The organism is Aeromicrobium jepli (assembly GCF_047246605.1).
Lineage (GTDB): Bacteria > Actinomycetota > Actinomycetes > Propionibacteriales > Nocardioidaceae > Aeromicrobium.
In genome coordinates this window covers 45,269-59,674 of sequence record NZ_JBFOKO010000011.1, presented here as the reverse complement: position 1 = coordinate 59,674, position 14,406 = coordinate 45,269, and the positions used below count along the sequence as shown (strand labels likewise).

Annotated in this window: 14 protein-coding genes; 3 read left to right on the top strand and 11 right to left on the bottom strand. The window is 73.0% G+C overall.

Annotated features, from left to right (window positions below):
- Positions 1 to 9: 9 nt before the first annotated feature.
- Complete coding sequence (locus AB3M81_RS16800) at positions 10 to 1,233, bottom strand: Nramp family divalent metal transporter (RefSeq protein WP_412905078.1); 1,224 nt, start codon at positions 1,231 to 1,233, stop codon at positions 10 to 12.
- On the bottom strand, positions 1,230 to 1,511 hold the full coding sequence (locus AB3M81_RS16795) for a GNAT family N-acetyltransferase (protein WP_412905077.1): 282 nt from the start codon (positions 1,509 to 1,511) through the stop codon (positions 1,230 to 1,232). Before AB3M81_RS16795 ends, AB3M81_RS16800 begins: the two co-directional genes overlap by 4 nt.
- A 131-nt stretch (positions 1,512 to 1,642) precedes the next feature.
- Here AB3M81_RS16795 and AB3M81_RS16790 point away from each other — a divergent pair, with 131 nt between their 5' ends.
- Positions 1,643 to 2,962 carry a UDP-glucose dehydrogenase family protein gene (locus AB3M81_RS16790; RefSeq protein WP_412905076.1) on the top strand — a complete coding sequence of 440 codons (1,320 nt, stop codon included), beginning with the start codon at positions 1,643 to 1,645 and terminating at the stop codon, positions 2,960 to 2,962.
- A gap of 152 nt (positions 2,963 to 3,114) precedes the next feature.
- Here the strand turns inward: AB3M81_RS16790 and AB3M81_RS16785 are convergent, their stop codons facing one another.
- Positions 3,115 to 4,677 carry a long-chain-fatty-acid--CoA ligase gene (locus tag AB3M81_RS16785; RefSeq protein WP_412905075.1) on the bottom strand — a complete coding sequence of 521 codons (1,563 nt, stop codon included), beginning with the start codon at positions 4,675 to 4,677 and terminating at the stop codon, positions 3,115 to 3,117.
- An 87-nt stretch (positions 4,678 to 4,764) separates the two neighbouring features.
- Positions 4,765 to 5,625, bottom strand: coding sequence for a phosphoribosylaminoimidazolesuccinocarboxamide synthase (locus AB3M81_RS16780; RefSeq protein ID WP_412905074.1), 861 nt, complete (start codon positions 5,623 to 5,625; stop codon positions 4,765 to 4,767).
- An 82-nt stretch (positions 5,626 to 5,707) separates the two neighbouring features.
- On the opposite strand from AB3M81_RS16780, the gene AB3M81_RS16775 reads away from it, so the two are divergent.
- Both AB3M81_RS16775 and AB3M81_RS16770 read left to right on the top strand, forming a co-directional pair.
- Positions 5,708 to 6,892 (top strand): MFS transporter, encoded by a 1,185-nt coding sequence (locus tag AB3M81_RS16775; protein WP_412905073.1) that lies wholly within the window; start codon positions 5,708 to 5,710, stop codon positions 6,890 to 6,892.
- Between the two features lie 18 nt (positions 6,893 to 6,910).
- Positions 6,911 to 7,459, top strand: a complete 549-nt coding sequence (locus tag AB3M81_RS16770; RefSeq protein ID WP_412905072.1) for a maltokinase N-terminal cap-like domain-containing protein — start codon at positions 6,911 to 6,913, stop codon at positions 7,457 to 7,459.
- 248 nt (positions 7,460 to 7,707) lie between these two features.
- Here the strand turns inward: AB3M81_RS16770 and purB are convergent, their stop codons facing one another.
- The 7 genes from purB to AB3M81_RS16735 form a co-directional block, all read right to left on the bottom strand.
- Positions 7,708 to 9,129, bottom strand: coding sequence for an adenylosuccinate lyase (gene purB, locus AB3M81_RS16765; RefSeq protein WP_412905071.1), 1,422 nt, complete (start codon positions 9,127 to 9,129; stop codon positions 7,708 to 7,710).
- A 40-nt stretch (positions 9,130 to 9,169) separates the two neighbouring features.
- Positions 9,170 to 10,165, bottom strand: coding sequence for an Lrp/AsnC family transcriptional regulator (locus tag AB3M81_RS16760; RefSeq protein ID WP_412905070.1), 996 nt, complete (start codon positions 10,163 to 10,165; stop codon positions 9,170 to 9,172).
- 102 nt (positions 10,166 to 10,267) lie between these two features.
- Positions 10,268 to 11,512 (bottom strand): phosphoribosylamine--glycine ligase, encoded by a 1,245-nt coding sequence (gene purD, locus AB3M81_RS16755; RefSeq protein WP_412905069.1) that lies wholly within the window; start codon positions 11,510 to 11,512, stop codon positions 10,268 to 10,270.
- 58 nt (positions 11,513 to 11,570) lie between these two features.
- The gene (locus AB3M81_RS16750) at positions 11,571 to 12,098 is read right to left on the bottom strand and encodes a hypothetical protein (protein ID WP_412905068.1); all 528 of its coding nucleotides are present in this window, start codon (positions 12,096 to 12,098) and stop codon (positions 11,571 to 11,573) included.
- A gap of 43 nt (positions 12,099 to 12,141) precedes the next feature.
- Positions 12,142 to 13,056, bottom strand: a complete 915-nt coding sequence (locus tag AB3M81_RS16745; RefSeq protein ID WP_412905067.1) for a hypothetical protein — start codon at positions 13,054 to 13,056, stop codon at positions 12,142 to 12,144.
- Positions 13,057 to 13,089: 33 nt separating this feature from the next.
- On the bottom strand, positions 13,090 to 13,803 hold the full coding sequence (locus tag AB3M81_RS16740) for a hypothetical protein (RefSeq protein ID WP_412905066.1): 714 nt from the start codon (positions 13,801 to 13,803) through the stop codon (positions 13,090 to 13,092).
- Between the two features lie 63 nt (positions 13,804 to 13,866).
- Positions 13,867 to 14,382 (bottom strand): hypothetical protein, encoded by a 516-nt coding sequence (locus AB3M81_RS16735; RefSeq protein ID WP_412905065.1) that lies wholly within the window; start codon positions 14,380 to 14,382, stop codon positions 13,867 to 13,869.
- Between the last annotated feature and the right edge of the window lie 24 nt (positions 14,383 to 14,406).

The following is a 14,406-nucleotide window of genomic DNA, read 5'->3' as shown; positions in this document are numbered from 1 at the left end:
GCGGTCAGCCTACGAGCCCGCGGGGACGAACGTCAGCCACAGCAGCGCGAGGTTCAGCAGCACGATCGCGCCCGCCGCCAGGATCGCGAGCACGGTCGTGGCGGTCCGGTTGACGTGCTCGCCCATCACGGTCCGCGAGGAGGTCAGCCACACGAGCGGCACCACGGCGAACGGGATGCCCATCGACAGCACCACCTGCGACACGACCAGCGCGCGCGTCGGGTCGATGCCGATCAGCAGGATCGCGATCGCCGGGACGAGCGTGATGAGCCGGCGCACGAGCGGGCGCAGGTTCCACGGCGTGAGGCTGCGCATCACCTCGGCACCCGCGGCGCTGCCGACCGAGGTGGACGAGATGCCCGAGCCGAGCAGCGCCACCGCGAACAGCAGCGCGACGCCCACGCCGATCTCGCTGGCGATCAGCTCGTGCGCGCCGGTGATGGTGTCGGTGCCGGGCAGGCCCTGCAGGTTCGCGGCCGCCATGAGCAGCAGCCCGAGGTTCAGCACGCCGGCCAGCAGCAGCGCCAGCACGACGTCGGCACGCGTGGCGGCCAGCAGCTCGCCGAGGGTCGCGCGGTCGCCGCGGCTGCCGAGGCGGTCGGCGGTGAGGCTCGAGTGCAGGTAGACCGCGTGCGGCATGACGGTGGCACCGACGATGCCCGAGGCGAGCAGCACGCTCTCGGTGCCCGAGAACGAGGGGACCAGACCACCGGCGATTCCGGCGCCGGACGGCGGGCCCACGACGAGTCCCGCGAGGAAGCCGACGGCGATCAGCAGCAGGAAGCCCACGATGAGCCGCTCGAGCGCGCCCTGGCCGAGCCGGTCACCGAACGCCAGGACGCACATCGCCACGACGGCCGTGAGCGCCGCGCCCAGCGGCAGCGGCACGCCGAACAGCAGGTGGAACGCGATCGCGCCGCCGATCACCTCGGCGAGGTCGGTCGCGATCGCGATGCCCTCGGCCTGGATCCAGTACGCGAAGCGCGCCCGTGGTCGCACCCGGTCGCCGACCTGCGCCGCGAGCGAGCGCTGCGTGACCAGGCCGAGCTTGGCCGACAGGTACTGGACCAGCACGGCCATGAGGTTGGCCAGGACGATGACCCAGACCAGGGTGTAGCCGAACTGGGCGCCGGCGGTGATGTTCGTGGCGACGTTGCCGGGGTCGACGTACGCCACCGCGGCGATGAACGCGGGCCCCAGCAGGGCCACGCGGCGCCGGAGGGCTGTCGTCACTCCGCCCGCAGGTCCTGGAACTCGGGGTGCTTCTCGATGTAGCCGCGCACGTACACGCACGTGGGGCGCACCTTCTTGCCCTGCGCGCGCACGTCCTCGAGCGCGTACGAGACGAGCTGGCCCGCGAGGCCGCGGCCCTCGAACCGCTCGTCGACCTCGGTGTGGTGGAAGACGACGACGTCGCCCTCGTCACGCGCCTCGGCGATGCCGACGCGCTCGCCGTCGACGGAGATCTCGTAGCGCTGTGCGTCCGTGTTGTGCGTGACCTCGGTGCTCATGTGCCGACCTTGCCACAGGCTCCCGACGGCCGCCCCGCCGTACCACCGTCCGGGCCCCGCGCAACCCCGCTGGCACCACCCGTCACAGCCCGTGTGCTTCCCGCCCGGGGTGCCTCCGGGTCGCCTACGGTATGGCCATGCGCATCAGTGTCATCGGCTGCGGATACCTCGGCGCCGTCCACGCCGCCAGCATGGCCGAGCTCGGCCACGAGGTGGTCGGCATCGACGTCGACCCGGCGAAGGTCGAGAGCCTCGCCGCGGGCCGGGCGCCGTTCTTCGAGCCGGGCCTGCCCGAGCTGCTCGAGCGGACCCTCGAGACCGGTCGCCTGCGCTTCACCACCGACTTCGCCGACGCCGCGGGGGCCGAGGTGCACTTCCTGTGCGTCGGCACGCCCCAGAAGTCCGGCGAGTTCGCCGCGGACCTGCAGTACGTCGACGGCGCGTTCGCCGAGCTGCTCGCGATCGTCGGCCCCGGCGCCGTCATCGCCGGCAAGTCCACCGTCCCGGTGGGCACGGCCGAGCGCCTCGCCGCGCGCCTCGAGGAGGTCCAGCCCGAGGCGACCCTCGTGTGGAACCCCGAGTTCCTGCGCGAGGGCTTCGCCGTCAAGGACACGCTGCACCCCGACCGCCTCGTCTACGGCGTGCCCGACGGTGCCGAGGGCGAGCGCGCGACGGCCGTCCTCGACGAGGTCTACGCGCGGATCCTGGCCGAGGGCACGCCCCGCCTCGTGATGGACCCGTCCACCGCGCAGCTGGTGAAGGTCGCCGCGAACTCGTTCCTGGCCACCAAGATCTCGTTCATCAACGCGATGGCCGAGCTGTGCGAGCGCACCGGCGGCGACGTCACGAGCCTCGCCGACGCGATCGGCCTCGACGAGCGCATCGGCCGCAAGTTCCTCAACGCCGGCCTGGGCTTCGGCGGCGGCTGCCTGCCCAAGGACATCCGCGCGTTCATGGCCCGTGCCGGCGAGCTCGGCGCCGACCAGACGCTGAGCTTCCTGCGCGAGGTCGACGCGATCAACACCCGCCGCCGCGTGCGCATGGTCGACCTCGCGCGCGAGGTGTGCGGCGGGTCGTTCCTGGGCCAGCGGATCACCGTGCTGGGCGCGTCGTTCAAGCCGAACTCCGACGACATCCGCGACTCCCCCGCCCTCAACGTGGCCGAGCAGCTGCGCCTGCAGGGCGCGATGGTGCGCGTGACGGACCCGGCGGCGCTGGCGAACGCCAAGTCCTCGTACCCGAACCTGGTCTACGTCGAGGACGTCGAGGAGGCGCTGACGGGAGCCGACCTCGTCCTGATCCTCACCGAGTGGGAGCAGTACCGCGAGCTCGACCCCGAGAAGGCCGGCGAGCTCGTCGCCCAGCGCCGCGTCCTCGACGGCCGCAACGCGATCGACCCGGCCGCGTGGCGCGCGGCCGGCTGGACCTACCGCGCCCTCGGCCGCCGCTGACCCGCGACGCACGAACGGCCGGCCCCGAGGGGCCGGCCGTTCGTCGTTCCGGTGATCGAGTAGCTCGCGAGCGCAGCGAGCGGCGTATCGAGATCATCTGGTCTCGATACACCGGCTCGTTCCTCGCCGGCACTCGACCAGCGGGTTCGGCGTCAGTCGATCTCGCGCTTGAGGATCTTGCCCGTCGCGGTCATCGGCAGCTCGTCGCGGAACTCGACGATGCGCGGGTACTTGTACTGGGCGAACTGGCCCTTGGCCCACTCGCGCAGCTCGGCCTCGGTGGTCTCGTCACCGGGCGTGCGCACGACGACGGCCTTGATCTCCTCGCCGTGGGACTCGTGCGGGACGCCGATGACGGCGACCAGCGAGACCGCGGGGTGCGTCATCAGCACCTCCTCGAGCTCGCGCGGGTACACGTTGTAGCCGCCGCGGATGATCATGTCCTTGCTGCGGTCGACGATGTAGAAGTAGCCGTCCTCGTCCTTGCGCGCGAGGTCGCCCGTGCGGAACCACTCGCCCTGGATCGCCTCGGCCGTCGCCGCGGGACGGTTGTAGTAGCCCTTCATGATGCCGTGGCCCTTGATGGCGATCTCGCCGATGGCCTCGGGGTCCTCGGGCAGGTCGCTCCAGTCGTCGTTGATGAGCTTCATCTCGACGCCCTCGACCGGCTTGCCGATCGAGCCGACGCGCACGGGCTCGCCGCGGACGCCGAACGAGGCGACGGGCGACGTCTCGGACAGGCCGTAGCCCTCCTGGATGACGATGCCGAACTTCTCCTCGAACTGGCGGTGGATGTCGGCCGGCAGCGCCGCGCCGCCGGACGCGGCCGTGCGCATGTTCTTGGCGATCGTGGCGACGTCGACGTTGCCGTCGGACGCGGCGAGGGCCTGCAGCAGGCCCCAGTACATCGTCGGCACGCCCGCGAAGAACGTGATCTGCTCCTTGAGCAGGATGTCGAGCGCGGCCTGCGGCTCGAAGCGCGGCAGGTAGACGATCGTGCCGCCGTAGAGGACGGCGCTGTTCTGGATCACCGTCTGGCCGAAGATGTGGAACAGCGGCAGCACGGCCAGGTACGTGTCCGGGTCGCTCTCGTCGGCGCCGAACAGCGAGACGCCCAGGCCCGCGTTGGCGCGCAGGTTGCGGTGCATGAGCTCGGCGCCCTTGGGCTGGCCCGTGGTGCCGGACGTGTAGAGGATGACGGCCGTGTCGTCGTCCTCGCGCTCGACGGTCTCGAACGCGGGCGACTGCTCGGCGACGAGCGGGCCGTAGAACTCCGGGCCCTCGATGGGCTTCGGCGCGGCCGAGTCGAGCTTGATGAGGAAGAAGTCCTTGCAGCCCTCGACCTGGTTGAAGCCCGCCCACGCGCGGTCGCCGATCGGCAGGTCCGGGGTGCCCTCGAAGGCGAAGAACGCGACGGCGTCGGAGTCGTCGAGGTGGTAGGCGACCTCACGCTCGCTCAGCAGGACGTTGAGCGGGACGACCGTCGCGCCGGCCTTGAGGATGCCGAAGTAGATGACCGTGAAGTACGGGACGTTCGGGATCGAGATCGCGACCTTGTCGCCGGGCTTGATGCCGCGCGACACCAGCAGGTTCGCCACCTGGTTGGCGGCGCCGTTGAGCTGCGCGTAGGTGAGGCGGGTGTCGCCGAAGACGATGGCGGTGCGCTCGGGGTACTTCGCGGTGGTGTCGTCGAGGATGGCGGCGAGGTTGGTCACGATGCCTGCTTTCCGGGGGTGTGGCCTGGCTTACATCGTCACTGTAATCGAGGCGCAGTCCACCCCGTCAGGCCGCCCGGACCGCGGTCACCAGGTCAGGCCGGTGAGCCGCTCGTAGGCCTCGATGTAGCGCTCGCGGGTGCGCTCGACGATCTCCTCGGGCAGCCGCGGCGGGGGCGTGTCCGAGGCCCGGTCCCAGCCGGACGCGTCCGAGGTGAGCCAGTCGCGGACGAACTGCTTGTCGTAGCTGGGCTGGGCGCGGCCGGGCTCGTAGCGGTCGGCCGGCCAGAAGCGCGAGGAGTCGGGCGTGAGGACCTCGTCGGCCAGCACGACGGTGCCGTCCGGGCGCGCGCCGAACTCGAGCTTCGTGTCGGCCAGGATGATGCCGCGGTCACGGGCGATCTCCTCGGCGCGGCCGTACACGGCCAGGGTCAGCTCGCGCAGCCGCTCGGCCATCTCGACGCCGACCGTCTCGACGACGGCCTCGAAGGAGACGTTCTCGTCGTGCTCACCGAGGTCGGCCTTCGTCGCGGGCGTGAAGATCGGCTCGTCCAGGCGCGACCCGTCGACGAGGCCGTCCGGCAGCGGGATGCCGCACACGGCGCCGGTCTCGCGGTAGTCGATCAGGCCCGAGCCGGTCAGGTAGCCGCGCGCGACGCACTCGACGGGGAACATGTCCAGCCGCTCGACGACGAGGGCGCGTCCCTTCACGACCTCGGGGACGTCGGTGCTCACGACGTGGTGCGGCACGAGGTCGCTGAGCTGGTCGAACCACCACAGGCTCATCCGCGTGAGGATCTCGCCCTTGTCGGGGATGCCCGGCTCGAGGATGAAGTCGTACGCGCTGACGCGGTCGGACGCGACCATCAGCAGGTGGTCGCCGTACGTGTACAGGTCGCGGACCTTGCCCGAGTGCAGGTGGGTGGCTCCGGGGATCTCCAGCGGCATGGCATCAGGCTAGAGGTTGCGTCACCCGTCCTGCCCGTCGATCCTCTGTAAACATCAGTTACAGATGTGGCAGGCTGACCCCGTGTCCTCCACCCGGGCCCTCATGGCGACGCTGCTGACGGCGGCACTGGTCGTCTACAGCGCGCAGGGCATGCTCGTGCCGGTCCTGGCGCCGGTCACGCGGCTCGTGGGGCTCGGCGAGGTCGACCTGGGCGCGGTCATGACGCTCTCGGCCGCGATGCTCGTCGTCACCGGACCGTGGTGGGGCCGCGAGGTCGACCGCCGCGGCGTGCACGCCGTCCTCGTCCGCGGCCTCGCCCTCGCGACGATCGGGTCGGCCGGCTTCGCCGTGATGACCGAGATCGCCGCCCACCAGGAGCTGCCGCGCTGGCTCGTCCTCGCGGTGTTCGCCCTCACCCGTGGCGTCCTCTACGGCCTGGGGTTCGCCGCCGTGCCCGTCGCCGGCCTGACCTACCTCGCGTCCACGAGCGAGGGCGCCGCCGCCCGCACACGGGCCATGGGCGCGTTCGGGGCGGTGCAGGGCGTCTCGCTCGTCCTGGGGCCGGCCCTCGGCGGGCTGGCCGCGATCGGCGGGCTGCTGCTGCCGGTGCACGTCGCCCCCGTGCTCGTGGGCGCCACGCTCGTCGCCGTGTGGCTGCTGCCCGCACCCGAGCGGCAGGAGCGCCCCGAGCGCGAGCGCCTGGGCTTCCGCGACCCGCGCGTCCTGCCCTACCTCGTGGCGGGAGCGTCGCTGTTCCTCGGCCTGGCGCTGGTCGAGATCATCCTGGGCTTCCTCGTGCAGGACCGGCTCGGCCTGACGGACGCCGAGACCGCCCGGGTCGTCGCGGTCGCGGGCGTGCTGATCGGCATCGGCTTCGCCCTGACCCAGGCGCTGCTCGCGCCGCGGATGCCGGGCGGGCCGCGGGGACTGCTCGTGGTGGGCAGCCTGGTCGCCGCCGCCGGCTACGTCGCGGCGATGTTCGCGGACTCGCCCCTGACCCTGCTTCCGGCCATGGTGGTCATCGCCGCCGGGCTGGGCCTCGCACTGCCCGGCTACAACGCGGGCGCGACGCTCGCCGTCGAGCCGTCCGAGCACGCCGCCGTCGCCGGGCAGCTGGCGGCCACCGTCGGCCTGACGTACGTGGCCGGACCCGTGCTCGGTGCGGCGCTGTACTCGCTCGACGACCTCGCCCCCGTGATCGGCGCCGCCGTGCTGTCGGTCGCGGCCGCGGCCCTGGCGGCCACGCGGCTCTCGCGCCCGGCCTGAGCCGTGCCACGATGACGCATGGGCATCGTTCATCCCGGCTCCGAGCTGACCCCCACCAAGGCGCAGCTGCTGCAGCAGTGGGCGCCGCGCCAGTCGTGGTGGCCCGGCGGCGACACCGTGCCGGACTTCCAGGCGAACTTCCGCTTCGACGACCCCGAGGGCGAGGTCGGCATCGAGACGTTCCTCATCCCCCTCGGCGACCAGGTGCTGCACGTCCCGCTGACGTACCGCTCCGCGCCGCTCGACGGCGGTGAGCTGCTCGGCGAGATGGACCACTCGGCACTCGGCCGGCGCTGGGTCTACGACGGCGTCAGCGACCCCGTCTACGTCGCCGAGGCGACGCGCGTCATCCGCGAGGCCGACACCGAGGTCACGATGCTCATGCCCGACGGCACGCCCATCCCGCGCCGCCGCGTGACGGCCGCCGTGCGGGGCAGCGGCCACGGCGACGGCACCCTCCACGTGGAGCGCGTCCTCCAGGCCGACCTCCCCGACACCGCGACGGGCTCCCTCACGGCCACGTGGCGCGAGCACCCCGCCCCGCTCGTCCTTGCCTGGCTGGGCTGAACCGACCCGGCAAGCGCAGCGAGACGGCGTATCGAGACCACCCGAGGAGCGTGGGCCGCAGCGTCACGATCACGCGAGCACCCGCCCCCGGTGATCGAGTGCCGGCGAGCGCAGCGAGACGGTGTATCGAGATCACCCGAATCGGACGTGGTCTCGATACACCCGCTCGTTCCTCGCGGGCACTCGACCACCGGGGCCTCCCGGGCACTCGACCACCGGGGCCTCGCGGGCACTCGTCCCCGGCAGGGTCAGAGGATCGCGCCGGGGGTGTAGGCGGCGGCGTCGCGGTGGCGGGCCATGACCTGCTCGGCCTGGGCCACGACCGCGCCGACCTGCGAGACGGCCGCGCCGGTGAACGTGAGCGGCTCGGCGACGAGGCGCTGCAGGTCGTCCGACGTCAGTCCGAGTCGCTCGTCGGCCGCCAGCCGGTCGAACAGGTCGTTCTCGGCCGTGCCCTTCTCGCGCATCTCGAGCGCGACGGCGACGGCGTGCTCCTTGATCGCCTCGTGCGCGTTCTCGCGCCCCACGCCGTGGCGCACGGCCGCCATCAGGACCTTGGTGGTCGTCAGGAACGGCAGGTAGCGGTCGAGCTCGCGCTGGATGACGGCCGGGAAGACGCCGAACTCGTCGAGCACCGTCAGGAACGTCTCGAACAGGCCGTCGGCGGCGTAGAACGCGTCCGGCAGCGCCACGCGGCGCACGACCGAGCACGACACGTCGCCCTCGTTCCACTGGTCGCCGGACAGCTCGCCCACCATCGAGGCGTAGCCGCGAAGCACGACCGCGAGGCCGTTGACGCGCTCGCACGAGCGCGTGTTCATCTTGTGCGGCATCGCCGAGGAGCCGACCTGGCCGGGCTTGAAGCCCTCGGTGACCAGCTCGTTGCCGGCCATGAGGCGGATCGTCAGCGCGAGGCTCGAGGGCGCGGCCACGAGCTGCACGAGCGAGCTGATCGCGTCGAAGTCGAGGGAGCGCGGGTAGACCTGGCCGACGCTCGTGAACGTGCGCTCGAAGCCCAGGTGCGCGGCGACGCGCTGCTCGAGCTCGGCCAGCTTGGCCTCGTCGCCGCCGAGCAGGTCGAGCATGTCCTGGCCCGTGCCGACGGGGCCCTTGATGCCGCGCAGCGGGTAGCGGGCGATGAGCTGCTCGACGCGCTCGATGCCCACGAGCAGCTCGTCGGCCGTCGTGGCGAAGCGCTTGCCGAGCGTCGTGGCCTGCGCGGCGACGTTGTGGCTGCGGCCGGCCATGACGAGCTCGGCGTGCTCGGCCGCGAGGCGGGCCAGACGAGCGAGCGCGGCGACGGCACGGTCGCGCAGCAGCTCGAGCGAGGCGCGGACCTGCAGCTGCTCGACGTTCTCGGTGAGGTCGCGCGACGTCATGCCCTTGTGGATGTGCTCGGTGCCGGCGAGCGCGGCGAACTCCTCGATGCGCGCCTTCACGTCGTGGCGGGTGACCCGCTCGCGCGCCGCGATGGACTCGAGGTCGACCTGGTCGACGACCGCCTCGTAGGACTCGATGACGCCGTCGGGCGTCTCGATCCCGAGGTCGCGCTGCGCACGCAGCACGGCGATCCAGAGCCGGCGCTCCAGGACGATCTTGTGCTCGGGCGACCAGATGCGGGCCAGCTCGGCCGAGGCGTAGCGGGAGGCGAGGACGTTCGGGGTGGTCACGGCCCCATTGTCGCAGGGGCTTCGGACGGCCCGACGCCCGTCACGCCACGTGGACGATGCGACCCTCGTCGTCGAGCACGTGACCTTGGCGCTTGACGCTGCGCGCGACGGTGGCCCGGCTCTTGACCTCCCAGCCCGAGGCGAGGCCGGACGCCGCGGACTCGAAGACCGGCAGCCGGTCGAGCGAGCCGAAGCGGGCGATCACCGCCAGGTTGGCCGGACCGACGATCGCGGCGCAGCGCAGCACCGCCGGCAGCTCGGCGATGGCACGGCCCGCGACGTGCGGGTCCTCGACGCACGCCTCCAGCAGGACGCCGCGCGCGGCACCACCGGCGGAGGCGACGACGTCGCAGCCGAGCCGGACGGCGCGCGAGCGCAGCACGCGGTCGAGCAGCCGGCGCGCGGTCGGCTCGGACAGGCCCATGCGGCGACCGAGGTCGGCCAGGCTCATCCGCGGGTCCTCGAGCAGCACCTCGGTGATCTCGTGGACGACGTCGGGCGCGGGTGGCGTGACCCGGCCGGTCTTCGCCGGCAGCAGGTCGCGAGCCTTCTCCGGCGCGAGGGCGCCGAGGCGCCACTGCGCGTCCTCACGGTGCACCTGCGACAGGAAGTACGCGCGGACGCCCGTGACGTCCTCGTCGCGGCCGACGAGCTCGTCGACGGTGGCGCGCATCGCGCCCAGCCCTCGGCCGACCAGCGTCATCATGACGTCGTCGTCGCCCGCCAGCAGGTCGACGGCGTAGGCCTCACGGACCTCGGCCAGGCGCTGCGCGACCGCGACCTGGGTGCCCGGGCGCGTGCGCAGCATGACGAGCACGGCGTCGCGCCCGGGCGCGAGCTGCTCGGCGCTGGGCCGGACGACGAACCACGCGAGCCGCTCCTCCTGCAGCCGTCCCCAGCGACGGGCGGCGGTGACGGGATCGACGCCCACGGCACGGCCGATCGCGCTCCAGGGAGCGCGCGGCGCCACCTGTAGGGCGCTCACGAGAGCGAGATCGGTTTCCGACAGCACCGGGAGCGGTCGCGACTCGTCCATACGCCGCACGCTAGCGGAATCGCTCGTGAATGCGCACTCAAGTGACGTTTCTCGGACAAGTGCCCCAGACGAGTGACGGATCACGGCACGGCGACGCAGGCCTCAGCTCGGCAGGTGGAGCGCGATGTCCCGGCGGTGGTGCGCGCCGCGGATCGAGATGAGGTCCACGCCAGCGTACGCTCGCTCGCGCGCCTCGGCGAGCGAGCAGCCGACCGCGGTCACCGACAGCACGCGACCGCCGGCGGTCACGAGGTCGCCGTCCTCGTCGATCTTGGTACCGGCGTGGATCACGTCGACGCCCTCGAGCGCGTTCGCCTCGTCGACGCCCTCGATGCGGTCGCCGGTGACGGGCGCCTGCGGGTAGTCCTCGGAGGCGATCACGACCGTCACCGCCGCGCCGTCGTGCCACTGCGGCAGGCCGACCTCGCCGAGCCGGCCGGTCGCCGCGCCGTGCAGCAGCGCCGACAGCGGGGTCTTGAGCAGCATGAGCAGCGCCTGGGTCTCGGGGTCGCCGAAGCGCGCGTTGAACTCGACGACTCGGACGCCACGACTGCTGAGCGCGAGGCCGGCGTAGAGCAGCCCCTGGAACGGCGTGCCGCGCGAGGCCATCTCCTTGACGGTCGGCACGAGGACGCGACGGCACACGTCGGCGACGAGGTCCTCCGGCGCCCAGTCGAGCGGCGTGTACGCGCCCATGCCGCCCGTGTTGGGGCCCTCGTCGCCGTCGAGCGCGCGCTTGAAGTCCTGCGCGGGCTGCAGCGGCAGCACCGTCTCGCCGTCGGTGATCGCGAAAAGCGACACCTCGGGGCCGTCGAGGTACTCCTCGATGACGACCCGGTCGCACGCGACACCGTGGGCGAGCGCGGCCTCGCGGTCGTCGGTGACCACGACCCCCTTGCCGGCGGCGAGCGCATCGTCCTTGACCACGTACGGAGCGCCGAACGTGTCGAGCGCGTCGGCGACCTGCTCGGGCGTCTCGCACACGCGCGCCATCGCGGTGGGGACCTCGGCGGCGGCCATGATCTGCTTGGCGAACGCCTTGGAGCCTTCGAGCTGCGCGGCCTCGCGGCTGGGACCGAAGCACGCGACCCCGGCCTCGCGCACGGCGTCGGCGACGCCCGCCACGAGCGGTGCCTCGGGGCCCACGACGACGAGGTCGACACCCGTCCGCACGGCCAGGTCCGCGACGGCCGAGCCGTCGAGCGGGTCCACTGGGTGCAGGGTCGCGATCGACGCCATGCCGGGGTTGCCGGGCGCCGCGTGCACCTCGGTGACCTGCGGGTCGCGGGACAGGGCCAGGGACAGGGCGTGCTCGCGGCCGCCGGTGCCGATGACGAGAACCTTCACGCGCCGAGCCTAGCGAGCCGCCGGCGCCGGGCCGACCCTCCGCACGCCGACGGGACGCTCAGCCGCGCTCGCGGTCGGCGGCCGCGCGCTCCCGCGCGGTGCGCGCGAGCTCCGTCCAGGGCTGTGCGCCGTCGGTCCGGGTGAGGAACGAGCTCCACGTCAACGGCACGTCGGCGGGCAGCTGCAGGGCGTCGAACGCGCGGCTCCAGCCCGCCAGCAGGCGCGCGTCGTACCGGCCCGCGGCCAGCAGGAACGAGGTCACCGCCGCGACCGTGGCGCGACGGTCGTCGTCGGCGCCGTGCAGCAGGGCGGCGAGGTCGGCGCCGAAGGCCTCGGCGTCGAACTCGGGCCAGGTCGCCGCCGTGTGCAGGCCGTCGCGCAGCAGCACGGGCAGGCGGTCCCACTCGGTCGAGTCCTCCCGGCCCGGACCGAAGGCGACCGTGGCGAGAGCCGCCACGACCCCTGCCGCGCCGATGCCCGAGAAGAAGCCGGCCATCGCCTCGGGACGCGACCGCTGACGCTCCAGGACACGCACGAAGCGCGTCAGGCGAGCGGCGTCCCGAGCGCTGACGGGCGGTTCGGTCATGGCCGGTCCGGTGCCTTCCGGGGTGAGTGAGGTGGTCATCGCGTCAGTCCCAGAACGAGACGGTGTCCCAGACCTTGCCGGCGGTCTCGGAGATGTCGTCCCAGTGGTCGACGACCTCGGCCCCGGCCCACACGAGGCCGCTGCCGACCGCGAGGGCGCCGGTCACGGGGTTGGGCGCGATGAGGAACGCGGTGGTGGACGCACTGAACGCGGTCTCGGCGACGTCCGCGACGTAGCCCGCGCCCTCGCGCTGGAAGGCGTCGACGGGATTGCCCTGCTGCACGAGGTTGGCGACGCCGGCGCCGGTGCTGACGACGCCGCCCACGATGCCGAGCCCGCGCATGAAGCCCAGGCCGCTCGCGCGGAAGTTCAGCGGGTCGCCCCAGCCGCCGTTGCGCAGCATCGAGCCGGGCGCGTTGACCCACTTGGGCGCCTTGAGCAGGCTCGTCGGGGGCGCGGCGTGGCGCGGGCCGGCGAGCATCCAGCGCGCCCAGTCGCCTGCGCGGCCGGACTGCTGCGCGAGCCGCGTCAGCATCGAGCGGCCCACCATGCCGGTCTGGAACACCGGGGCGACGCCGCGCGCCATCTTGGTCATCTTGCCCAGCGACGTGGCGATCGAGACGAGCGGGAAGTCCTCGTCGTTGCCGAAGATGTTGCCGAACTCGGCGCCGAGGTACTCGCCGAGCAGGTCGTTGAGCTTGTCCTGGATGCCGGCCATGGACATCGAGACGGTGCCCTCGCCGGACTCGTCCAGCAGCACGGCCACGTCGGCCAGCCCGTAGAGCATCGTGGCCTGCTCCTCGAGCCACGTCGCCTTGTTCTCGATGTCGTCCAGGCTGGGCAGCGCGATGGGGCTGGACCGGCGGGCGGACGCCGCGTTGGTGCGGATCGCCTGCGCGAGCTCCTCGGCGCGGCCGGCGGCGGTGGTGAGCTTGCCGTAGTCGAGTTCGACGGTCATGGGTGCGTTCCTCTCCCGAGCGCAGGACGGGGATCAGGCCTCGGCGGGCTGCGAGGCCCGGCCCGTGACGACGTCGCCGAGGACCGCGAGGACCTCGTCCAGGCCGAGCGGCACGAGCGTGACGTCGACCTGCTCGTCTCCCGTGCGCGGCGGGTGGTCGACCCGGTACCAGCCCTGCGTGCCCGCGTCGACGATCGTCACGCTCGCGTCGACCGGGCGCTGGGCCCAGTTGCCGCTCGCGCGCCACGCCAGGCGCCACTGCTCGATGACGTCGTCGAGCGCGGCGTCGCCCGTGGCGCGGACGCCGCGGGCCGAGACGGCCGCGTCGATGACGGAGGTGTCGGTGGCGACCGGCTGCCGGTCGGGGACGATCTCGCGATCGAAGATGCCCAGCCACTGGCGCAGCTGGTCGCGCACCAGGGGGAACTCGGTGGCCGTGACGACGACCTGGCCGTCGGCGTCGGGCGTGCTGGTCGTGGCGCGGCCGTCGGGGCGCCAGCCGATGAACAGGGGCGTGAGGCTCGCACCGTCGAAGCGCTCGACCACGACCGACCGCGCGGGCGCGACGGCGATCTCGACGAGCCCGGCCGCGACGGGGTTCAGCCCGGTGCCCTCGACGATGCCCGCCTCGCGCAGCCGTCCGGGCACGTCGCCGGGCGCCGTGGTGCCGGCGTGGACCTCCGCCAGCAGCAGCAGGTCGTCGTAGCCGACCGTGAGTTGCAGGAAGGTCTCGTCGAGGTGGGGCACGGAAGCTCCTGGGGTCGCGGGGGTGGTCATGGCGTCAGGCGGTCCGGCCGCGCGGCTGTGCCCTCACAGGCACTCCCGCATCGCGAACCACAGGGCGACGTGCTCGTCCGTGGCATCGGACGACACGCGGGGCGGGACGAGGTCGTGCTCGCGCACGAACGAGAACTCGGTCACGAGCATGTTCAGCGGCGCGGCCCAGCGGCGGGAGGTGACGAGCACCCCGCGGTCGCTGCGCAGCGTCAGCAGCGTCGGCAGGCCGCGGTCGGTGAAGCGCAGCCCCGGCAGGGCGAGGGCGCCGTCGCCCGCGACGTCGTGGCGGCGGCGGCGCACGAGGCCCGCGGCGCCGGACGGGCGCGTGATGGTCCCGGCCCGGGTGCCGTCCACGACGACGGGGACGCCCGCGTCGAACGGGCTGCGCCACGGCTCGCGCTGGCGCTCGCTCGCGGGGCGCGGGTCGGTGAGGTCGATCTGGACCGTCGCCCGGCCCACCGTGGCCACGACGGCGTCACCGCGCCGGCTCACCCGCACGGGTCCCCACGAGGCCCGGCCGAAGGCCTGCCAGTCGTTCGCGTCGCTCACACCATCTCCCCCATGAATGTGATC